The organism is Thermosporothrix sp. COM3 (assembly GCF_059696735.1).
In genome coordinates, this window is sequence record NZ_AP019376.1 from 3087536 (window position 1) to 3109374 (window position 21839).

The 21839-nt window shown below is 51.4% G+C and carries 16 protein-coding genes; 9 read left to right on the forward strand and 7 right to left on the reverse strand.

Annotated features, from left to right (window positions below; translation table 11 throughout):
- Positions 1-97 precede the first annotated feature (97 nt).
- From KTH_RS13400 to KTH_RS13410, 3 genes are all read right to left on the reverse strand, one after another.
- Complete coding sequence (locus KTH_RS13400) at positions 98-1078, reverse strand: BtrH N-terminal domain-containing protein (protein WP_497619288.1); 981 nt, start codon at positions 1076-1078, stop codon at positions 98-100.
- Positions 1062-1634, reverse strand: coding sequence for a PadR family transcriptional regulator (locus tag KTH_RS13405; protein ID WP_497619290.1), 573 nt, complete (start codon positions 1632-1634; stop codon positions 1062-1064). Before KTH_RS13405 ends, KTH_RS13400 begins: the two co-directional genes overlap by 17 nt.
- Positions 1635-2450: 816 nt before the next feature.
- Positions 2451-3005: a TetR/AcrR family transcriptional regulator gene (locus KTH_RS13410; RefSeq protein WP_170142727.1), complete on the reverse strand. Its 555-nt coding sequence runs from the start codon at positions 3003-3005 to the stop codon at positions 2451-2453.
- A gap of 193 nt (positions 3006-3198) precedes the next feature.
- Here KTH_RS13410 and KTH_RS13415 point away from each other — a divergent pair, with 193 nt between their 5' ends.
- The 3 genes from KTH_RS13415 to KTH_RS13425 all read left to right on the forward strand — a co-directional run bounded on the left by KTH_RS13415 (position 3199) and on the right by KTH_RS13425 (position 6430).
- Positions 3199-4173 (forward strand): amidohydrolase family protein, encoded by a 975-nt coding sequence (locus tag KTH_RS13415; RefSeq protein ID WP_497619292.1) that lies wholly within the window; start codon positions 3199-3201, stop codon positions 4171-4173.
- 478 nt (positions 4174-4651) lie between these two features.
- Positions 4652-5050 (forward strand): VOC family protein, encoded by a 399-nt coding sequence (locus KTH_RS13420; protein WP_111324020.1) that lies wholly within the window; start codon positions 4652-4654, stop codon positions 5048-5050.
- 1053 nt (positions 5051-6103) lie between these two features.
- A complete protein-coding gene (locus KTH_RS13425; RefSeq protein ID WP_111324021.1) occupies positions 6104-6430 on the forward strand; it encodes a hypothetical protein in 327 nt (108 codons plus the stop codon).
- 58 nt (positions 6431-6488) lie between these two features.
- Here the strand turns inward: KTH_RS13425 and KTH_RS13430 are convergent, their stop codons facing one another.
- From KTH_RS13430 to KTH_RS13440, 3 genes are all read right to left on the reverse strand, one after another.
- Positions 6489-7016, reverse strand: coding sequence for an HAD family hydrolase (locus tag KTH_RS13430; RefSeq protein WP_497619295.1), 528 nt, complete (start codon positions 7014-7016; stop codon positions 6489-6491).
- 582 nt (positions 7017-7598) lie between these two features.
- Positions 7599-8108 (reverse strand): Lrp/AsnC family transcriptional regulator, encoded by a 510-nt coding sequence (locus KTH_RS13435; RefSeq protein ID WP_497619297.1) that lies wholly within the window; start codon positions 8106-8108, stop codon positions 7599-7601.
- 328 nt (positions 8109-8436) lie between these two features.
- Positions 8437-8673: a hypothetical protein gene (locus KTH_RS13440; protein ID WP_497619300.1), complete on the reverse strand. Its 237-nt coding sequence runs from the start codon at positions 8671-8673 to the stop codon at positions 8437-8439.
- A gap of 233 nt (positions 8674-8906) precedes the next feature.
- Here KTH_RS13440 and KTH_RS13445 point away from each other — a divergent pair, with 233 nt between their 5' ends.
- Positions 8907-9575: a HAMP domain-containing protein gene (locus KTH_RS13445; protein ID WP_497619302.1), complete on the forward strand. Its 669-nt coding sequence runs from the start codon at positions 8907-8909 to the stop codon at positions 9573-9575.
- Positions 9576-10090: 515 nt separating this feature from the next.
- Here KTH_RS13445 and KTH_RS13450 read toward each other — a convergent pair.
- Positions 10091-11362 (reverse strand): hypothetical protein, encoded by a 1272-nt coding sequence (locus KTH_RS13450; protein WP_497619304.1) that lies wholly within the window; start codon positions 11360-11362, stop codon positions 10091-10093.
- Positions 11363-11959: 597 nt separating this feature from the next.
- Between KTH_RS13450 and KTH_RS13455 the strand changes: the two genes are divergently transcribed.
- From KTH_RS13455 to KTH_RS13475, 5 genes are all read left to right on the forward strand, one after another.
- The gene (locus KTH_RS13455) at positions 11960-12970 is read left to right on the forward strand and encodes an MFS transporter (RefSeq protein ID WP_497619306.1); all 1011 of its coding nucleotides are present in this window, start codon (positions 11960-11962) and stop codon (positions 12968-12970) included.
- Positions 12971-13987: 1017 nt separating this feature from the next.
- The gene (locus KTH_RS13460) at positions 13988-14488 is read left to right on the forward strand and encodes an arsinothricin resistance N-acetyltransferase ArsN1 family A (RefSeq protein WP_497619308.1); all 501 of its coding nucleotides are present in this window, start codon (positions 13988-13990) and stop codon (positions 14486-14488) included.
- A gap of 128 nt (positions 14489-14616) precedes the next feature.
- Complete coding sequence (locus KTH_RS13465; protein ID WP_497619310.1) at positions 14617-14754, forward strand: hypothetical protein; 138 nt, start codon at positions 14617-14619, stop codon at positions 14752-14754.
- Positions 14755-15564: 810 nt separating this feature from the next.
- The gene (locus KTH_RS13470; RefSeq protein ID WP_497619312.1) at positions 15565-19071 is read left to right on the forward strand and encodes a helicase-related protein; all 3507 of its coding nucleotides are present in this window, start codon (positions 15565-15567) and stop codon (positions 19069-19071) included.
- The gene (locus tag KTH_RS13475) at positions 19050-21821 is read left to right on the forward strand and encodes a DUF1156 domain-containing protein (protein ID WP_497619314.1); all 2772 of its coding nucleotides are present in this window, start codon (positions 19050-19052) and stop codon (positions 21819-21821) included. Before KTH_RS13470 ends, KTH_RS13475 begins: the two co-directional genes overlap by 22 nt.
- Positions 21822-21839: the final 18 nt, after the last annotated feature.

Genomic DNA, 21839 nt, shown 5'->3' on the forward strand with positions numbered 1-21839 from the left:
CCTGCAGATTCGGCTGAGAAGCAGAAGGCCCGGGCCTCAGCCGAATCCATGTCACTTGTGTGTTGAAGTCTCTGTTCCGGGGGATCGGGCCCTATTATCAGGCCAGTAGCTCCATAGCCGCACGTTCTTTATTCGCAATTTCGAGCAAGAGTCTGGACGCCTGCTGTAGCTCCTGTTGGTTCCCTGTTCTTCCCGCACGGTCGATCGAAGCAGAAACGCTGACCCACATCGGAGCGATTTCTGTGAACAAATGGTAGGCTTGTTCGATTTTTGGGTCTTCCAACAGCTCGACGCATTCTTTCAGGAAATCCCGGTATAGATTTCGAAACAAAGCACCGCCGGTTCCAGCACGCTCCATCAGCAAAGCGGTCAGGCAGAAATCATGTTCGATATTGTTGCTACGGGAAGGCCACTTCAAAATTTCCTTGCTCATTTTGATGATGCCTTTGTTCCCAATATTGCGAATGGGCGGGTTCAAATAGTCATACGAATTCCTGGTCAGGGCTGTGCGTATGGCTGGAACGAGTGGCGGCAAGGCCTCGACCGGGTCAAGCGTAAAAGAACGATTACGGGAGCTCATGGGTCCCTTTGCGTTCCTGGCCGCGGCCAGGCTGGTTAAACGTGTCTTCACCAGGCTACCCTGTTGTCCGGTGTCCGCCATATATGCGTATTCGTCATCGATACCGTAGAGGACCGCATAGTGACCTGCAAAGTGTACTTTGTTTGTGAAATAGTCCAGGTAATAGGAGTCCAGTTTCAGCCCGACCGGAATCCCGTGTTCGATGCAGCTCTGTACGTTCCGCCAGGCTTTATCAACGGATGACGTTTCTTGAATTCGTAGGGTCAACCCGAGCCGGGCGGCGAGATTGGCTGTCAATTCATCCGGTTTTATCCTTCCTCCGATGAATGGAAAGTCCATCCCCTTTGAATCCCAATAGATGAAGCCGAGCCCTTGTCCGAGTCCGAACAGCATCGGTTCCGACAGATGGAGCCGCGCAAATTGTAGTAAATTGCCCATCGCTGTTGTTTCACAATGTTCGCCTTGATAGGGAACGAAACCGTCAATGATTTTGCTCATATTCTGCTGTCTCCTCCAGCAACTCTTTCACAAGCCTGGCAACAAACGCGCGCTCGCTCTCGATGAGGCTTATCGGATGTAAGAACAGCGCCCTTACGTTCAACGGCAAGCGAATGCCGCCTTGCGCTTCATACTTCTGCTCTATTTTTTGGGAAGTCTCTCGAAGAAAATCCAGTCGCTTTTGCAGAGCTTCGATGGCCTCGTTCCTCCCGACAAAGGGCAAAGCGGCCACACCGAGATCAAAGCGGCTGTCGCGCTCTCGCGCAGATGACAGGCTGTCCAGGATTTCCTGTTTTAGCTTGACAATGCCGGCTTCGGTGAGGGTAAAACGGGTCGGCATAGGCCCCTTACCGGATTTCCCGTCGGATTGCTCGGTTACGATCCAACCTTTATCGCTCAGCTTCTTTAGCCCTGCATAGATTGAAGTCGTGCCTATATTTGCCCATTCCCGATAACCGCGTTGATCGACTAACTTCTTGATGTCGTATCCTGAAGCTTGACGACACTCCGCGATCATTTGCAGCAGCATGAATTCGACATTTGAAATTGGATGCATGGAGACCTCTTTCTCCTTACTATTTCATATGTGAAATATAACATGGGTGAAATAAAAAGACAAGAGGCAGATCTTTGCTTGTTCTGGTGCCGGGAAAGGCTATGATCGGTTTTCATCTTCATTTGCCCTCAGGATCTGCTCGAAGTTGTACATCCGAAACTGAGCGCACTTTTTTCGGGAGTGGAATGCAGGGTTCGGCTATCAATGATGGCGGCGCGGGTTGCCCTTTGTGTCCTTTGATCCCTCGCAACAGCATACATAAATCGTGCACAAGCGCTTCAAAACAGCAGACTATCAGCCAGCGCCTCGTCTGCTGCTACATAATGTACCAGAGTGGCAAGTTATGTGGTATCCTGTGCCAGGATGCTTCTGTGCGCACTATCCAGCGCAACCCGTTGAAGACTTCTCTTAGTTCATACTGACGTTGCTCCGCATTTTCGGGTACAAGGTCTATACAGGGCAACAAAGGCCCATTCGTCGTCTGTGACATCGCCTGGATACGGTTTTCTGGTCATCATGCGACCTTTTACCATCGTTTTGGTATCGAGTTCCTGACAGACTCTAGAAAAGGTTGCCACAACCTCGCCTTTCAATAATGAGTGGCGGGAAGGTGCTACAGGACCATATCCATTGCCTGTTTGACGCATATCACCGCCTGAATTTGGCAATGTACTGTCTGGAAGAGCAAGAATTCGGCTCTTTTCCGCAATAGAAGTAAGCTGAGGATTTTACATGTATCCTCAGCTTGCTCTGATTCTGTTGGCCAGCTCTGCTTGTTGGACTGAGTGTGGTATGCTGCGAGCGGCGTGCTTCAGCTTAATTGGAGGAGGTGCTTTTTTGCTGGATGCTGGAGAGGATCAGCGTTACGATCTGCTCTGGCAGCTGGTCGTCCAGTGGCTGGTCTGTGGCGTTGGCTCGCACGACAATTGGCCCGATGGCAACTTCCACCAGAAAGTGGGCATCGATATCCTCGGGAAGTTCGCCGCGATCTTTTGCTCGCTGGATGATCGCTTCTGCGCGCTTGAAGCGATCTCGCCAGTAGGCCCGACGCACTTCTTCTAACTCGGGCTGCGTATTCTGCCCTACGACGATCTGGTCGATGACTTTGCCTAAGGGGGTCTGGATACGGGCGATAATCCCACGCAACAATGCTAGCAAGTCGGTGCGCAGGGCGCCAGTGTCTGGCGTGGGTGTCTCTGTGGCGCTGTAGTTCTGTAAGGCCTCCGCGACGATCGCGGCCTTAGTGCCCCAGCGACGAAACAATGAAGCTTCGTTGACTCCGGCATGAGCGGCAATATCCCTGGTTGTCATGGCTTCATAGCCTCGTTGACTCAGCAGATCGAGTGTGGTAGTCAGGACGGCCTTTCTCACCTGTGCGCTTCTCCCACCAGGACGAGATTTTGTTCGGCCACTGCTTTTCATGGGTATGGTGTCTTCTTTGTTCTTCATGCTCAGGAGTATAGCAGGTGAGAAAACAAAAAGCAAGTGACACTTGCTTTTTTGCTTCGCCATCTGCTATACTTCAAAACGTAAGTGAGACTTGCTTTTAGGAAGAAGGATATTGATGAAAATCATTGCGTTTGAAGAACATTTTCAGTTCGCTGAGATTAAGGAGGCGGTGGCGCGCTTGCTCCCGGCCTCTGGAGAGAATTTCTATGAGCCGCCGACCGCGCAGCTTGAGGATGTGGGGAGTGGTCGCCTGGAAGCGATGAAAGCGATGGGCGTTGATATGCAGGTGCTCTCTCATCCTGCCGCAGGGATACAGCAGATTCCTGCCGCGGAGGCGGTCGCGCTGGCACGAACGATTAATGATGGACTTGCGGCGGTGGTTCGCGCCCATCCTGAGCGTTTTGTGGGGTTGGCTACTCTACCTACGCCTGATCCAGAGGCTTCTGCTGCTGAGTTGGAGAGAGCAGTGAAGACTCTTGGCTTGAGGGGGGCAATGATTCACGGGCATACAAAGGGGCGTTACCTGGACGATCCTGCGTTTGACTCGCTTCTCTCGGCGGCTGAAGCTCTTGACGTTCCGCTCTACCTGCATCCCGCGCCTCCACCGCAGAAGGTATGGGATGCCTATTACGCTGGTTTCGAGCCTGCTGTGAGTGGGAGCTTTGCAACCTTTGGTTGGGGCTGGCACCTGGATACAGGGATTCACGCGCTACGCTTGGTCCTGGCCGGGGTCTTTGATCGCTATCCCCGTCTGCAAATTGTCCTCGGTCATTGGGGAGAGATGATCCCTTTCTACCTGGATCGCTTCTCCGCTGGACTAACTCCGGTGACTAAACGCTTGCAGCGACCTGTGAAGGACTATTTTGTCCAGAATATGTACGTTACTCCCAGCGGAATGTTTACGCTTCCTCCGTTCTTGTTGTGTCTCCAGGTTCTTGGGGTTGATCGTATTCTGTACTCCGTCGATTATCCTTTCCAGGCCGGCGATCATGCCAGAGCATTTCTGGAGAATGCCCCTCTCAGTCCTGCTGATAGAGAGAAAATTGCCCATAGGAATGCGGAAAGGCTGCTCAAACTCTCTGTGCTGTAAGGGGCTATATGCGGGAAGCTGAGGATACCTGTAAAATCCTCAGTTCCCTCCAATGAGTAAGCAGGATGTGCTATCCAGATAGGGGGGGGTGAATCGTCGGTTGAAGTCAGTGTTTCTCAGCAAAGGGAGCATAGGTACTGGAAGCAGGATGTTTTGCGTGAAGCATCGCTTATAATAGAGAATGACCCTTTGCATTTTGCTGGACCGATTGGGGTGCTTGTAAGGCAGTTCCCTCTTGATGCTGAAGCCTCTCATGGTGGAGTAATGAAGAAGAGACGAGCAAGTAGGCCGGATTCTTGCTTTTCCCAAAAGCAAGGTATCTTGTTGTGTGCTGTTTCCAGAGGGAAGATAGTTCCTTTTGTGCATTCTTGCAGTACAAGATCTGGCAGGGTATGTCTATGAATATCATGGGATAAATTCACAGAATAAAATGCAAAAGAGGAATAGTTATGCTCTGATCATAAAGGAAAAATAATAGATGGAATTTCACGCAATTAGATTACTGGTCAACAAATTTTCTGAAAGTCTGGCATTCTATAAAGATATTCTGGGATTTTCCGGCTGGCATAATGATACTCTGGAATATGCCTATTTTGAAGAAAAAAATCTGGCACTTTTTGCCCGAAAACGGATGGCCCCTGTGCTTGGATCTGAGATACAGGCTCTATCATCCTTCCCTCTCTCCATTTTGCAGTTTGAAGTAGACGATGTTGACGAGGTTGTTCACTCCCTACGAGAAAAGGGCGTTGACTTTGTTACCCTTCCAACAGACATGCCTGAATGGGGATCACGCGTGGCACATTTTTGTGACCCGGATGGCAATGTTATTGAACTCTATAAACCCATAAGAGAGAGGATCGAAGCTGGTTCTGAGTAATGGGCCGGAAGTATTTTCGACTTTTAGAGCCCTGGATCTTCGGTCGGCCTTTTGAGTCGGGTCGGGGATCTGGGGCAGTGATCTATTCTATCCGCTTTTCTCTCATTGAGGATGTTCCTGGTAGAAAATTATAATATTTTATTCTGAGCACCAATTTCCCGGTTTTTGCGTATCACCTGTTATGCCCGCAATGAAATGCTCTTCATCTCAGGGAACAACAGATAAAAAGAGTGACCTGCCAGATGGTAGCAATCTCGGCCTACTGATTGGAATTTCTACCCTCGGCACCTGAGTAGACATTCTCCCAAAAAGGTATCAATGTGCTGTGCCAGCTCTTCGCGCATGACTCGCTCGAACAAATTTTGAACGATGATCATCAGCAGAGGCGTAAGTGCTGAAAGAATGCTTTTGCTTTGGGCGAACAGGGGAGGAGGGTGCTGGAACGCACTCTGTCAGGGTGGTCCCGCGGCCCTGCTTGCGGGGCATCCACCAGCAAGCAGGATGAGCAACGTAGTGGGCAGCAGTTTCCTCCGTCAATCACCTCCATCAGAAGGAGGAGGCTTGTGTCTGAACTCCACTGCACCTCAGAGAACCGTTGCAGGCGCTCTGCTTTGGCTTCCTTGTTCGACACATCAGGGACAGGCGACACGTGCTCCGTTCTCGTCCAGCAGGACCGGATGAGAAGCGTTCTTCGTTCGACGCGTGTGGCAGTTCACTGCGCGGCCCGCTCCTGTGAAGGGGGAAGAGGACTCAACAGCGAAGGTTTCGTAGTGGTGAGGGTGATGGTCAGCAGAGGGGATACGTTGCAGGTGTAGCTCGGCTCACCGGAAAGGAGATGCTTCTATCGGCGAGCAGTTTCTTTTGGGGCAGGAGAGGAGACCGCGCCACAACGCTCTTCGTCGTCATCGCATGTCTGAAACCGCCTGTGAACCGCGTTCGTGCACTACAAAAGAGGATGTCTCTGCTCTACAATGGTCACCATGTTCCGTTGTAGAGACGGGATGAGGAAGCTGCTCTTTATCGGGCAGGGGAAGAAGAACAAGGGTGAGTAACATGATGGAGTTTGAGGATACTTTGCGTAATTGTTTACAGGCGGTGCAGAGTCGCTTTCCAACAAACCTGATTGAGGTGAATCAGGATGTGTTAGGAGAACGGGTGTTTTCGCTGCGTTATCGTTCGACGCTGGAAGTGGTGGCCTGGCTTGAGCATACTGACCCTGCCCTGTTGGAGGAACCAGCGAAGGTTGTGGTGAGTGCCCAGAAATGCGAGATTGTCTTACCTGGTCGTTCCCCGCATCCCGCATTCTGGCTCTACCATCGAGGGAACATGCCGGATCGAACCGAGGTGCATAAAGCACAGGGGAGCCAGGAAGCTCCCTGATGAGTTACTATGCTCGTGATTGTCGCCTCTATGAGGATGAGTGACAGGCACACGCGTCTCATACGAGTTCAAACGGCAGCCCGGCAGCGTTAGCCGCTTGTTTATCCATGGCACTGGTCCCGATGTAAAGGCATTCAGCAGGAGGGACCTGGAAGTGCTGCGTGATGGCGAGGAGCATGGCCGGGGCTGGTCCGGTGACCTGGCTCACATAGAGGGCTCCCTGAGGAAAAAGCGATTGCATTTCCTGCTTAATCTGCTCGATGGTGGCTTGATAGGTCTGCGCGGACATTGTTTCCTGGGTGGTTGGATCGCCCAGGGAGAGGAACCAGGGGACTTGCTGCAAATCGAGGGCATGGCTTATCTCCTTGATGGAGGCCGCGACCCGTGCAGCAGCAGAGAAGCTGTCGGGAGCCGTCGCTTGCTGCTCGGCGGTATGTGCGATGAGCTTATTCGGGTTAGTGGTGATGGCGATGGGAAGCTGTTGTGCACGAATGTGTGCGAGGCGCTCGGCTGCGCCTGGTAACGGTGTGATGCTCCCCTTAGAGATAAGTGCGTCAAGGTCAATAATCACAGCGCGGATCATCATTGGTTCCTTTCACTTGGTGTTCATCACTGAGCGATCTAAGCGTCTGGTGCTGTTGATCCTACAATTGCAGAGGTATGCTGCTCGGGTGCCGACAAGCGTTCCTTCCTTTCTCCGTCCACGTTTGAGAGAGGAGAAAAGAAGACAGAAAAGAGTAGAAAGGGGCTTCCGTGTCTTTGCCCGTCTCCTCCTGAGCCTGGGGAAAGAGGCATGAAGCAAACGTGCTCGCGGGTGGGGAGCAGTTCCAGGAGGCATGTAGCGGAACGACGGGAAGACTGTCTGCAAAGGGGTATGCCGATTAAAACAAACAACGCGAAGGATCGTACATCGGCCTTTCTCTTGCTTGCGTTTGTACGATCCTTCGTTGAACCACTACGTTTCAGAGAACTCCTTTGCGGCTGACAGCAACCCTCACTAATCTCAGATGCGGGAAAGCCGTCTTCCCGAAGCAGATGGGGGAGCTGATAAAAACAAATGCAAATTCTCTCTTACAGGAAAAATCAGGATATGATGACTTTTCACGTTCTACGAGGAACTGTGATCTTTTGGGTACATGAGCCTTGAGAAGGACATAAGGGCTTCCTTCTACGGTGTTTGCCAGTCTTGATTACTTGGAGGCAGAAGATCTTCCGGCGGATGCTCCCAGTCAATGATTCGATGTTCGAGCACACTGGAAGTCACGATGTTGGTGACCTGCTCTCCGTGCTTTGCCAGTCGTTCATTCAAGGCTTCTAGATGCTGCATCGAGGAGACGACAACTTTCAGAAGAGCGCAGTAGCTTCCGCTTGTTTTGTACATCTCCATTATCTCAGGAAATTGTTTTGCACTTCCCGTTTTGAAGAGGCAGGCACCTGCTTTACAGCGCAGTTGAATAAAGGCTACCACTGGCAACCCTACCCTGGCGGGGTCTACTCTTGCTCCATAGCCCGTCAGAATACCAGCCTCTTCCAGCTTGCGTACGCGCTCAGTCACACCAGGAGTAGACAAGCCAACGCGTCGCCCCAACTCATTGAAAGAGATCCGGGCATCGTGTTGAAGCTCGCGTAGAATCTTCCAGTCTGTGCTATCCAGTGACCTTTTTAATCGTAAGCTCATCGGGCTTTTTCCTTTCGTCGTTTTCTACAGAGAGTATATTTCCTTCTCTTTGTGATTTGCCAGTCCCTTTTTCTTGCTATCTTGAAGCTCAGAAGAAGCGAGCGGAAATTGTTCCTATGTGATACAGAAATACCTTTGGCATATGCAGCGCTAACCCTTACTGGTATCTCAGGCGAGGTACTCCTGAAAAAGTTTTGTTTGTGAATACGGTGATATTATATTTATACATGTGTTTTGAGATAGTAGTGTGTTATAATGATATTTCTGCTTATCAAGTACCAGGAGGGGGTGCTGTACTTTCGTCCTTTTTCGGCAAAGGTATTATGTATCATCTCATAAAAAGAATCCCGGCCAGGATAATCAGAAGACTCCCACAGGCGTAAAGCGTGTCAATCGGACCCCAGGTGAGGCCAAACAGGATGAAATGAGTATGGTACAGTATGCTCGCAAGATAGCTTACGAACGCTACCACCATGATATTTGCCAGACCTGGCACCAGTGATGTGACTGCCTGAAAACGAGCCATGAGTTGGGCAGGAACAAATTGCAGCAGAAGTGGAAACAAAAGCAGACCTGTTCCTGTTTGTATTATTTGCATCAAGTTGTAAAGGAACTTCAAAATATCAGAAGCTGTAGCAGGGGAAGTAAGCTGTTTCCCCCAAAAAGTAGGTGGTGCTTTCCCCCGTCAGGGTGATCCAATCCTCGATACTGGAGTGCTATACTGTCAGTAACCATGCCTTCTGAGAAAGAAGCACTCAATACGTGTTTTGCCGTTGGATCAGGGAGAGATGATAGACAATGTCCAATTTGCTTTCTCACCGGAAACAGTATTCGTCAAACAGCGATGCTATGCCCTCTCTGGGCTTTTCAAGCTTGCGGGTGCGTATGGCAAGTGCATATATGTGGACCAATGTGCTCTTTGTAACTGTGCTCATCTCTTTCGGTGTTGTTGCAGCGAACTGGCTCACTGTTTGGGGTCCTTATCCTTCTACCAGAGACACTATATGGACATGGTGGTTTTCTTCAGCCTTTGTTCCTGCCAGCGCGATCACGCTGGGCATTTCTCTCCTGATCTACGCCCTTTTAGGGGGGCTTTTTGGCCTGCTCACTTCCAGTAAACTGGTACAGCGCCTACGCGATCTGGGGCAGGCAACCATCATTGTGGCCAATGGGGACTATGGGATGCGCATCCCTGTCCGGCGCAAGGATGAGGTGGGCATTCTCGAAGCGCAATTTAACGAAATGGCATCTCATCTGGAGGAGAGCCGAAAGCGCGAACAGGACCTGCTTGCCCAGAATGTGCGCTTGCAGGAGCGCACACGCCTTGCCCGTGAACTGCACGATACGATTTCACAGCAGCTCTTCTCGTTACGCTTGCTGGCTGAAGGCATGCAAAACACTCTTCCAGAGACGTCTGAGCTTCGGGAGAAGCTGGCGCTCTTTGGACGCACGGCTGACGTCATGTAGAAGAGGCTGCCACCCAGGAAACAGTAGAACAACGCCTTTTGAGGGAGTCTTGAGGTGTTCCGGGATACTTGTGCTCCTGGCATGACGACCCTGATTTTAGTGTAGAACGCCTTCTACTCCGAGGTATTTGGTATGCTCATCCGGTGCCGGCACGGCCTTGCTTGCAAAAATTGTGTGGTTCCCATGCTTCAGCGAGGCTTTCAGGCTGACAAAGCGCTCTGATGGCGGCTCGAAGGGCCAGCGTACGCAGGTTTGAGCGAAGGCCCAATAGTTGTATCCTCTCTCGACAGAAACCAGCTTCTATGTTTTCTTCAGGAACCGCATTGCCCGCTTTACCAGAAAGCGGCAGAAGGCCGCTGGCTTCAACCAGGGGGATGGATGGCGCAGGAAGCCAGCAGCGGCAGGACGTTCCCCTTAGTCCTTGAGGTGACCGGTTGCGATGGCGTCGGGCAGAGGAGACAGCGAGGAAGGGTTTGCCACCTCGCTGTCTGTGTGATGTCAAGGTCCGGGAAGCCTCAGGCAGTTTGGCCCCAGGCGAAGCTATTGGCCGGAACCTGCCAGTGCGTACCAGACACATTATTCAGCGTGTACTCGACCACATCTCCATTACTGGAGGGGGCCAGAGGGAAGGAGAGTGTGAACTTTGCGTTAGCTGGCTGCCAGGAGACATCACCTTCGATCTGCCCTTGATAGGAAAAGAAGGTTGTATCCGGGTTGCGCATGGAGATGGTTGCAAGAACCGGAGGACCATCATACATCCGTGTATTGGCCAGAAGGAAGCCACCATCAGGAGACCAGGAAAGCCGAATGCTATGGGTAAAAGCCTGTGACGGCAAGCGAGTGAAAACCGTTGTCACCTTCTGGTCGGGATCTTTCATCTGGATGCTGCTGCTGTAGCTCTTATCCGATTTCTGTACAATGTGTTGCCAGGCGATGGTACCCAATGCCGAAACGTCCCAACCGGGTTCCTGGAATATATTCGTTTCTCGGCCATCTGGTGAGGGAAGGCAGAGAGGCACAGTGCCGGCATCAGCAACTTTATTGGCTCGGGTTGGGTTGTTGAGGCTCACGGCATAGATCTCCATATGGAGTTTGGGATGAGCGCTCTGACCATCGAGCAGCGTTGAGGCTTCATAGTACAGGTTATTGTTGGTGTAGCGCATCGGCCTTGCTTGATAGTTGTTCTCCACGCCGGGTAAATCGCTGGCTCGTACGAGCTGATGTACTGCCTGCTGAGGCGTAGAGAGTCTGGTCAGGTCGATGATGTAGAGTCCTTGACGATGCCAGGCCAGCAGATGGTTTTTGTCCTGATGGAATGGGTTGTTATCCTGCTGGAACAGGAAGGCCCAGTTACCATCATAGAGCCCGGAAGCTGGCTGAGGATCACCCGGAAGCGAAATGGTAACAAGCTTTTGGGTCACCGTATCATAAATGAAGAGCTGCCCATAGCGCCCGATCAGATTGGTATATCCACAGCCTCCGCCGCCTCCACCGTTATCCGTCGCTTTGAGCTTAAAGGCAACATAGCGATCATCGGAGAGCCAGACCAGTTGATCGAAGTAAATCATAAGCGGGTGTTTGTGTTCATAGGTGAAGTGCGTGACCTGTTGTGGCACGTTCCCATGTTTTGAGAGGTAGAGCTGATTGTTGTAAACATAGGCATAATCCACTTTTTGAGGGTTCGGGGTACCCGCGGCGTGAGCTTGCCCGGCAGTGAGAGGAAGCAGGAAGCCCAATATACCGAAGAGAAGCAAGAACACACCCAGGTGATGACAGAATCTCCGCATACATTTCCCTTTCTTCATGAAGGAAAGAAAAAAGGCTTTAAAAAGATTTTATCCAGTGTTCTGTAGTTATAAAAAACATTTCTAATTACTATATCTCTGCTCATGTGAGTTTTGTTGCGCTGAATTTTCCTGTTCATGTCATCCTGCTTGCGATGTTCAGGAATTACGGCATGTAGAGCCGACTGATGCAAAGAACATGCCTGACAGAATCTTTGATGCTGTATTGTGAGGCGAGCATGAAGATCTTCTTTGGCAATTCAACCCCAACGTCTTGCTCCGTGCCAGAAGAAGGATCGCTTATCAGAGAGTTCTTTTTCCTCGCTATCGCCATTACATATAGCGTTTGAATAAAAATAGAAATATTCCATACTTTGTTGAAATTCTGGTGAAAAAAGTGATTTTTTCGGTAAGATAAGAACAGAGGAGCTGGAAACTCCATCAGAAATTTTCTGTCTGCCAGGTGCTGCCTCCTCTTGTAAAGCATGTTTTCTCTCCCCATCAATGATGAGGGGCGAGCACAAATACCATAACCTGGACGTTTTTCCCGAAGAACACCAGTATGGAATCAATGGCATATTACACATTTGGAGTAGCTTTATGAATAAATCACTCTGGAAACAGCGTAACTTCATGCTTCTATGGAGTGGACAGCTTGCCTCCTGGATTGGAACAGAAGGAACTGGTATTGTACTCCCTCTCGTTGTTCTGGCTTTAACAGGTTCTTCTGCTCAAGCTGGAGGGGTTGCTGCCATACGAGGTTTTGTCTATGTTTTCTGGGCACTTCCAGCCGGGGCATTCATTGATAGATGGGATCGAAAAACCGTCATGGTTTTAGCAAATCTTGGGAGTGGGGTAGCAATGGGATGTATCACTCTTGCACTCGTGTTTCATAGCCTATCTGTCATTCAGCTCTATATACTCAGTGCTATTGAGGGCTCTTTTTTTGTCTTTGCAAATTTAGGCAGGTTTGCGTCATTGCCAAAAGTTGTCTCAAGAGAACAGCTTCCACTTGCCTCTGCGCAAACCAGTATCGCCGAACATATTGCATTGCTTATCGGGCCACCTTTAGGAGGACTCTTGTATCAGGCAGTAGGAAGTTTTATGGCATTCTTTATTGATTCGCTTTCTTATTTTATCAATGCATTTTCCATTTTTTTTATAAATGTACCTCTCAGGACAGAAAACTCGACTGACCGAAAAGCAATACATCAAGAAATCAAAAGGGCAGGCTTGTGGCTTTGGTCCCAACCGGTCCTTCTCTTCTTCAAACTCCTTTCAGCAGGAAGGATCATTCTTTCTTCAGGGTTATATTTGCTCATCGTTATTCTTGCAAAAGAACAACATGCTTCCGCCTCATTTGTCGGTATTATCTTTACGATTGGCGCCTGTGGAGGAATTGTAGGTTCTTTAGCATCTACAAAAATATATAGTCATTTTCATTTGAGAGCACTTCTTTTAGGGATAACGCTGCTTTCCTTCTTGATTTTCGGTTTATATGCATTTGCAATAAATACATTTCTTTTAGCAGGAATCACGGCTCTCTTTTATGCAATAGACCCACTCTATTATGTGACACTGTCTGCCTTATACAGCGAAAGCCGTTCCTGATGAAATGAGAGGCAGAGTGATAAGTCTCCTTCGACTCGTTGACCTCGGAGCACACTCCTTTGGTTTATTTATTACTGGTAGTCTGCTCCAATATCTAGGAAGTCAATGGACGATCGGGATATTCTCTTTCATGCTTCTTTTGCTTTTTGTTGCGACATTGAAAAATAAACATCTGAAGTCAGACAAAATATGATTTATCTCTGTTCCCCAGCTTTATGGCACTTACATGGATGCAGCCGCGTTATGGTTTTCTGGGTAGACCGGGAGTCAGATGTTTCCGGCTTCAGCCGAGGATATCTTTTCCAATGGCTATTATAGAAACGCAGCGAAGGAGCTTCTCTCAGTGCTCAGACGAACCCTTTAACAATTCTATTCAGGAACAAAGGAGCTTTTTTCACCGGCCAGGAGAAGAGCAAAACGTTTTTCGGGCGGGAGGGAACCAGTGCAATAGAGCAAGGAGATACTGGTTCGAGTCTTGCTGAAGAAGGTTTAAAACTTATTTTATTATATAGAGGAAAAGGAAGATGTACTGCAAACAGCAAAAGAGGAAACGCATCTGTCTGAGTATAGGGGTATTTTTGTGCGGGCTCCTGATGGCGAGCTGTTCCTTCTGTGTCTGGGGAGAGGAGTCGGGAAGCGATGCCTCTCGTTGACACCCTGGCTGACAGGGTGAACACTCCATGTCACATCTCCTTCATCGTAATTCTACGATAAAGAGCATAGCAGGAAGCAGGGAACCCTGTCGGGAGAATACATCATTGTGTTTGACAACGAATGGCCTGTCCACTAGAATGGTTGCGAAACGCAACGAAAAGGGAGGGGCGCACGCGGAACAACGGGAGACGTCCGGGGCTCTGTTACGCGAGGTTGCACAGCTCCCCACCTATCTGTCTGAACGGCCTTTGAACACATTCCTTTTGAGCAACATGTACAGATTCGTTTCTCGCTGGAGTTACTCCGCCATATGATGTTGCTTCTGACCGACAAAACAACTCTACCAGAAGAAAACAGGAGAAAATGAAACAGATGCAAGGGAGATGTGCAACGGTAGCGGATGCCGCGGCGATCGCGGAGATCTATAATCAGGGCATTGATGACCGGGTCGGAACGTTTGAGACGGAACATCGTACTGAAACCATAGTCCAGACCTGGTTTGATGGCGTCCATCCAATTGTAGTTGTTGAGCAGGAAGGGGAAATTATCGCCTTTGCCTCAACATCCTCGTATCGCCCCCGTGCCTGCTACGCTGGAATTGCCGAGTTTTCGGTCTATGTGCGTCGAGAGTGGCGGGGCAAAGGAGCGGGACGCCTTGCCATGACGACACTGATAGAGGCGTGTGAACGGGCGGGCTTCTGGAAGCTGCTTTCGCGGGTTTTTGTCGAGAATATGGCCAGCCGTGGCCTTTTGCGTTCGCTGGGTTTCCGTGAGGTGGGGATATATGAGAAGCATGGCAAGCTTGACGGGATATGGCGTGATGTTGTGATTGTTGAGCGGCTTCTTTCATCCAATCTTCTATAAGTTGTCGAGGACTGTATCCTTTTGGAACCAGGCGCGTCATGCCAGATGCGGGTGATGCCGGGAACAGAAAGCTACCTTCTCATCTGCAAGCCCATTTGGTCACTGGATAGAAAAAAGGAACGTCATTCATGATAGAGAACATTGTGACCTGTGGCCATCGTTGGTGTTTGTCCTCTCGGGTTACTGCTGCGCATCTGCATCCTGCTCGGGAAATGGTGAACCGTTCTGGCTGGCGCTCCCTCTCAGTGCTCGTTGGTAGTGTGTAGCCCTGTGTGAGGGCGTTTCTGAGTGTAGGGGTATGGTAGGCTTCTGTGCATGCGCTGTTTCGTGTTCTCGGCTTTTTACCGGAATAGGAGGGGTATTTTTTCGCTGGTTGCGATACTCTCGCAACTCTCCTTTCTTACTCCGGAAAAGCAGTTTCTTTCCCTTTTTACCTCTCTTTCCGCTGTTCTATGCCTCAGCCACTAGCAACTCTCTTCCCAGAGAACATATTTCTGACTTGTGAAATTATTCCACATGAGATATGCTTCTTGTGAGATAGTGGCTCTGTTCCCCTCGCACAGAGGAGTCAGAACGGGGCCTCTGCGATGTGAGGGCTGTTTTTTTAGCGTGTTCTATCTCTGAACTGCTATGCGGTCTAAGAGCGAACGATCTGTAGAAGGATACCGCAAGTCACTGTATCGAGCCGCGCTGCTCGGACTCGTGTCCGTTCCTCGTGCTATTCCACATCTCTTGCTCTGTGTGAGCCTCTTTGCTTCCTCTGCGAAAACCCCTGTTGCTCTACATGTCAACTTTTTCGTTTTCTGTCTCCAATTGTTGAGTCAACCCGCCTGGCAGAACGAAAAACAACTGCGTTGGCCTCTATTGCCCCTTCGGCTGGTTCCGGTACCAATGAGCACTTTCTAGAATTTATTCTGCATATACCATTGCAACGCTTGCTGTGGTCCTGATCCACTTCAGTAGGATGTGTTAGAATGTAATCGTTTCATATTGGCTTGCATGTTTAGTCTGTTAAAGTAATCATGCCGTTGTATACCCTTACTGCCATTGTTTTGTTAGAAAGAAGAAGGATATCAATGGCTCTCCTTGAGGAACTCAGGCCGGGGATGCAGATAAAGGGGCTGCTTCCTCAGAAGACTGTGACGCTCATTGACGTGAAATCATACGGTTCTGCTGTTGAAATCACCTTTAAAGACGCCAATGGACAGCCGGGATCACAGTTATTGTATACGCGGGAAGCAGCAGCGCTTGAGATTATTTCGACCGATACGCTCTGGAAATTTGACGCGGATGGAGCGCATTTTCGTCTGATCTCCGAGGCCTATCGAATTCACCTTGCCCACCTTTTTGATCCACTTGTCGCGGTACATAGCTCGCTGATCGATCCTCTGCCGCATCAGATTACTGCTGTCTACAGTACGATGTTGAGCAGACATCCTCTGCGCTATTTGCTTGCTGATGACCCTGGAGCAGGAAAAACCGTTATGACTGGACTTCTACTCAAAGAACTCCTTATTCGTGGTGATCTGCATCGCTGCCTGATTGTGGCGCCTGGCAGTCTTGTTGAGCAATGGCAGGATGAGCTAAAGCAGAAATTTGACCTGCGATTTGAGATCTTGACGCGGGATCGGCTGGAGAACTCTTTTTCCGGCAATATCTTTCAGGATCTGCCCTTATGTATAGCTCGCCTTGACATGCTCGCTCGTAACGAGGAAACACAGGAGCTGCTCAAGCAGTGCGAATGGGATCTGGTTGTTGTCGATGAGGCACATAAACTGTCTGCGACCGTCTTTAGTGGCGAGGTGAAATATACCCGTCGTTACCAGCTTGGTGACATGCTCGGGCAGCGGACGCGCCATTTTTTGCTTCTGACGGCGACTCCCCACAACGGAAAAGCTGAGGACTTTTCCCTCTTTATGCGCTTGCTCGATCACGATCGCTTTGAAGGCACGCATCGCGAGAGCCACGAAACGCCTGATGTCTCGGATCTCATGCGCCATATGCTCAAGGAAGAGCTGTTTACCTTTGAGGGCACACGGCTGTTTCCCGAGCGGAAGGCGTATGTCGTCAACTATACGCTCTCCGGGCCCGAGAAGCAGCTATATGAGGAAGTGACCGACTACGTAAAGAATGAGTTTGATCGCGCCGACAGCCTGGAACAGAAGAGCCGAAGAGGGACGATCGGCTTTGCCTTGACCATCCTTCAGCGGCGGCTGGCGTCATCTCCCGAGGCGATCTACCAATCACTCAGGCGGCGAAAAGAGCGGCTGCAAAAGCGCCTGGATGATGCGCTTCAGATGCATGCCGATGAGACTGCTCCACTGGCTCTGTCGCGTGATCTCCCGCTGTTCGAGAGCGATGAGCTGGAAGAGCTTGAAGAGTTGCCTGATGCGGAGCTGGAAAAAACGGAAGATCTGGTTGTCGATCAGGCCTCTGCTGCGCGCACGATCGCCGAGCTCAAAGCTGAGATTCTCCGCCTGGCGCGGCTTGAGGAGCTGGCTTTGCGCGTCCGCCGGAGTGGCACCGATCGCAAATGGGAGGAACTGGCGAACCTGTTGCAGAGCGATGCCATGTTCGACAATGAGCATCATCGCCATAAGCTGGTTCTTTTTACCGAGCACAAAGATACCCTGAACTATCTTGCTGACCGCATTCAGATCCTGCTCGGATGGCCCGAAGCGGTGGTGACGATTCATGGCGGTATGCGACGAGAAGAGCGCCTTGCTGCACAGCATGCATTTACTCAGAACAAAGATATTTTGATCCTGATCGCAACTGATGCGGCCGGAGAGGGCATTAATCTTCAGCGCGCCCATCTGATGGTCAACTACGATCTGCCGTGGAACCCGAACCGGCTTGAGCAGCGCTTTGGGCGTATTCACCGTATCGGTCAGACAGAAGTGTGTCATCTCTGGAATCTGGTTGCCCATGAGACGCGGGAGGGCGAAGTCTTCCATACATTGCTCAAGAAGCTTGAGCGTGAGAATGAGGCGCTTGGGGGCAAGGTATTTGATGTCCTGGGGAAACTGCACTTTGCTGATCGCTCGCTCAAAGATTTGATTGTCGAAGCGATTCGCTATGGGAATGATCCGGCTGTGCGCGCTCGGACGTTTCAGAAGGTCGAGAGTGCGCTTGATCATCGCCATGTACTGGAATTGCTGGAACAGCGAGCGCTGGTGCACGAGGTGATGGATGTTGCCCGCGTGCGTCAGGTACGTGAGGAAATGGAACGTGCGGCCGCCCGTCGTTTGCAACCACATTTTATCGAGGCCTTTTTTCTTGCGGCATGCGAGCATTTCGGGGTGCGCTGCTCGCAGTATGAGCCACATCGCTATCAGATACGCCATGTTCCGCTTGCGTTGCGCAAGTGGGGTCAGGCAACCCGCAACATGATTCTTGAGTCCTATGAGCGGATTGCCTTTGAGAAGAAGCTGCTGACGTTGCCAGGCAAGCCGCCCGCGGAACTGATCTACCCGGGTCATCCGTTGCTTGATGCCACGCTTCACCTGTTGCTCGAACGCTATCAGGGACTCCTCAAGCAGGGCGCTGTGCTGGTTGATCCACTGGACCAGAGCGAGGAGCCGCGCGTGCTCTTCTATCTGGAGCATACTATTCAGGAAGCGGCTTCCAATGCGTCGGGCCGACATCACGTTGTCTCTCGTCAGCTTCATTTCCTGGAAATCAATCGGGCCGGTGAGATTCGGACGGCTGGCTATGCGCCTTTTCTGGATTATCGCGCCTTAGAGGATGAGGAACTCTCTGTTGCTGAGGAGTTGAAAGCACAGCCCTGGCTTCGCGCCGACCTTGAGGAGCGGGTGCGTGCGTATGCAATCGAACACCTTGTCCCCCATCATTTTCGAGAAGTCGAGCAGCGACGGAAAGAACATATCCGCAAGACCAGGCAGGCCGTTCATGAGCGCCTGACTCGCGAGGCGATGTACTGGGATGCTCGTTCTGTCGATCTGCTGGAGAAAGAGGAGCAGGGCAAGCCCAATGCCCGCCAGAACTCACAGCAGGCCCGGCAGCGGGCAGAAGAACTGAGACTGCGCCGAGATCAACGCCTGGCCGAGCTTGAGCATGCAGAGCATCTCTCTGTGCTTCCGCCGGTGGTCGTTGGCTGTGCCCTGATTTTGCCTGTTGGGCTGCTTCGCAAGCACTTTGAAGCGCAGCCTTCTCCGAACATCTCCCATGATACGGCCATCGTCGAGCACATTGCGATGCAAACGGTTATGGCAATCGAGCAGGAGAACGGCTACATTCCACGCGATGTTTCAAGTGATAAATGCGGATACGACATTGAGTCGCGCATACCCGGGAGTGGCAAGTTACGCTTTATCGAGGTCAAAGGCCGCCAGAAGGGAGCCGAGACGATCACCGTCACTAAGAACGAGATTCTAACCGCACTCAATAAGCCTGAGGATTTTTTCCTTGCTATTGTGGAGGTTGACGGCGAGCGCACCACGACCTGGTATGTTCAGCGCCCCTTTGAACGCAAGCCTGATTTCAAGGCAACAAGCGTCAATTATAACCTGAAAGCAATGATTCGAGGAGTTCCCCCCGTATGTCGTATAAAAGGAAGTTAATAGAGGTCAATATCCCGTTAACGAAAATAAATGAAGCCTCTATTCGGGAAAAATCGATTCGGCATGGCCATCCCTCAACGCTACATCTCTGGTGGTCTCGTAAGCCACTGGCAACGTGCAGGGCTGTGCTCTTTGCCTCGCTGGTGGATGATCCCTCGGCGCATCCCGAGCTCTTCCCCACCGAGAAAATTCAGAAGCAGGAGCGTGATCGTCTGTTCCGTCTGATTGAGGATCTGGTGCTATGGGAGAACAGCAACAATGCTGACGTGCTGGAAAAGGCGCGCAAAGAGATCAAGAAGTATGCGGGCGAGACCTTGCCGGCTGTGTTGGACCCCTTTGCGGGAGGCGGCTCAATCCCGCTCGAAGCGCAGCGCCTGGGCTTGCGCGCGCATGCTCGCGACCTGAACCCGGTTGCCGTGCTTTTGAATAAAGCGATGATGGAACTACCGGCAAAGTTTGCCAGACGGCCGCCGATCAATCCCGACGAGCATTTTGATATTTCTGCGGAGTGGCAGGGTGCGCGCGGTCTTGCTCACGATATCCGCTATTATGGAAAGTGGATGCGCAGGGAGGCACAGAAGCGTATCGGTCATCTCTATCCACAGATTCAACTCCCCGCTGAATACGGGCATCAGGAGGCAAATGTGATTGCCTGGCTCTGGGCGCGGACCGTTACCTGCCCGAATCCGGCCTGTGGGATACAAGCGCCTCTGGCAAGCAAATGGTGGCTCTCGAAGAAAAAAGGGAAAGAGGCCCGGGTTGAACCGATCATCGATCAGGGATGTACCCCCCCACGCATCCGGTATACCGTGCAGACCGGCAAAGGGGAACCGCAGGACGGGACGGTCAATCGTAGAGGAGGAGGAACCTGTATTGTTTGTGGCACCCCCCTGCCCTTCGAGTATATCCGTGAGGAAGGGAAGCAGGGACGTATGGGCGAGCAGTTGATGGCCATTGTTGTCGAAGGACCGACGGGCCGCGTCTATCTTGCACCGACAGAGGACCATATCCAGAAAGCAGATGTCGAGCCGCCATATGATATCCCTGATACCAGCTTGCCCGAACAGGCGCTTGGGTTCCGGGTGCAGCTCTATGGGATGACGAAGCATAAAGATCTCTTCACCAATCGGCAACTCGTCGCCCTGGCCACCTTCAGTGATCTGGTGCAGGAGGCGCGCGAGCAAATGGTGCGTGATGCGCAACGGACCAGCGACCGCGATGATCGGGATATTCAGGCCTATGCTGATGCGGTTGCAACCTATCTGGCACTTGCTGTGGATCGTCTGGCTGATAGAAATTCAAGTATTTGTTCCTGGGATACGGGTTATGTAAAAGTTCGGAACACGTTTGCTCGACAGGCGCTCCCGATGGTCTGGGATTTTGCGGAGGCAAACCCGTTCAGCGAATCCACAGGGAATTTTCTGGGTGCTGTTGACTGGGTTGCTGAGGCAATTGAAATATCTGCATATGACGTTGAAGGCTCCGTCAAGCAACAGGATGCGACCAGCATCGTGAATGGCGTTACACAGCCCGTTATTTCGACCGATCCGCCCTACTATGATAATATCGGCTATGCCGACCTCTCTGATTTCTTCTATATCTGGCTTCGTCGCTCGCTCCAGCCGATCTATCCCGAGCTGTTTGGCACGATGCTGGTTCCCAAAGCGGAGGAACTGGTTGCAACGCCGTATCGTTTCGGTGGTGATAAGCGGACTGCCCAGCGCTTCTTTGAGGTGGGATTGGGCAAGGCCTTTCAGAAAATGCGAGAGGTGCAGCATCCTGACTACCCGCTGACGGTCTACTATGCCTTCAAACAGGGAGAAGCCGAAGAAGATGAGCAGGGCAATGGAACCGTGCACGCCTCAACCGGGTGGGAGACCATGCTTGAGGGGCTGATTCGCGCAGGTTTTATGATTACCGGCACCTGGCCGATGCGGACCGAGCTTGCCAATCGTACCGTGGGACACGGGACAAATGCGCTGGCCTCCTCGATTGTGTTGGTCTGTCGGCCACGTGAGGTCAACGCGCCGATTGCCTCGCGCCGCGAATTTTTGAACGCGCTCCGTCGCGAACTGCCGCATGCATTGAAAGAATTGCAATCGGGTAATATTGCTCCGGTTGACCTTGCGCAGGCCAGTATCGGCCCGGGGATTGCGATCTATTCGCGCTATAGCAAGGTCGTTGAGGCAGATGGAACGTCGCTCAAGGTGCGCACCGCGCTGCAACTGATCAATCAGGTGCTCGATGAGTTCCTGACGGAGCAAGAAGGCGAATATGATCCCGAGACCCGGTGGGCCATTGCCTGGTATGAGAACAACGCCATGAAGCCCGGGCTCTATGGAGAGGCCGAGACGCTCTCAAAGGCCAAGAATACATCTGTGCAAGCAATGAAAGAGGCGGGCATTGTGGAGGCAACTGGCGGCAAGGTGCGCTTGCTCCGAGCCGACGAACTCCCGACCGAGTGGAACCCCACACAAGCGCATCAGTACAGTGTCTGGACGATTATGCTCCGGCTTATTGATTCGCTGGATAAGGAGGGAGAGAGGTCCACGAGTGCACTGTTGCGACAGGTCGGAGAACAGGGGGAACTGGCCCGCGATCTCGCTTACCACCTGTATAACCTCTGTGAACGCAAGGGGTGGGCTCAGGAAGGGATGGCCTTTAACAGTCTTGTGGCATCCTGGAGTGAGATTCGTCACCTTGAAAGCAAAGCCCCCGGAGAGCAGATAAAGCAACAATCTCTGATGTAAGAAATGAGGGAGATGGAT

What these genes read in the sequence shown, in the direction of transcription:
- KTH_RS13435 (WP_497619297.1), bottom strand. Translation starts at nt 8,108, where the DNA reads ATGAGCTTACGATTAAAAAGGTCACTGGATAGCACAGACTGGAAGATT.
- KTH_RS13450 (WP_497619304.1), bottom strand. Translation starts at nt 11,362, where the DNA reads ATGCGGAGATTCTGTCATCACCTGGGTGTGTTCTTGCTTCTCTTCGGT.
- KTH_RS13405 (WP_497619290.1), bottom strand. Translation starts at nt 1,634, where the DNA reads ATGCATCCAATTTCAAATGTCGAATTCATGCTGCTGCAAATGATCGCG.
- KTH_RS13455 (WP_497619306.1), top strand. Translation starts at nt 11,960, where the DNA reads ATGAATAAATCACTCTGGAAACAGCGTAACTTCATGCTTCTATGGAGT.
- KTH_RS13465 (WP_497619310.1), top strand. Translation starts at nt 14,617, where the DNA reads ATGATAGAGAACATTGTGACCTGTGGCCATCGTTGGTGTTTGTCCTCT.
- KTH_RS13420 (WP_111324020.1), top strand. Translation starts at nt 4,652, where the DNA reads ATGGAATTTCACGCAATTAGATTACTGGTCAACAAATTTTCTGAAAGT.
- KTH_RS13470 (WP_497619312.1), top strand. Translation starts at nt 15,565, where the DNA reads ATGGCTCTCCTTGAGGAACTCAGGCCGGGGATGCAGATAAAGGGGCTG.
- KTH_RS13400 (WP_497619288.1), bottom strand. Translation starts at nt 1,078, where the DNA reads ATGAGCAAAATCATTGACGGTTTCGTTCCCTATCAAGGCGAACATTGT.
- KTH_RS13425 (WP_111324021.1), top strand. Translation starts at nt 6,104, where the DNA reads ATGATGGAGTTTGAGGATACTTTGCGTAATTGTTTACAGGCGGTGCAG.
- KTH_RS13475 (WP_497619314.1), top strand. Translation starts at nt 19,050, where the DNA reads ATGTCGTATAAAAGGAAGTTAATAGAGGTCAATATCCCGTTAACGAAA.
- KTH_RS13415 (WP_497619292.1), top strand. Translation starts at nt 3,199, where the DNA reads ATGAAAATCATTGCGTTTGAAGAACATTTTCAGTTCGCTGAGATTAAG.
- KTH_RS13445 (WP_497619302.1), top strand. Translation starts at nt 8,907, where the DNA reads ATGTCCAATTTGCTTTCTCACCGGAAACAGTATTCGTCAAACAGCGAT.
- KTH_RS13430 (WP_497619295.1), bottom strand. Translation starts at nt 7,016, where the DNA reads ATGATGATCCGCGCTGTGATTATTGACCTTGACGCACTTATCTCTAAG.
- KTH_RS13460 (WP_497619308.1), top strand. Translation starts at nt 13,988, where the DNA reads ATGAAACAGATGCAAGGGAGATGTGCAACGGTAGCGGATGCCGCGGCG.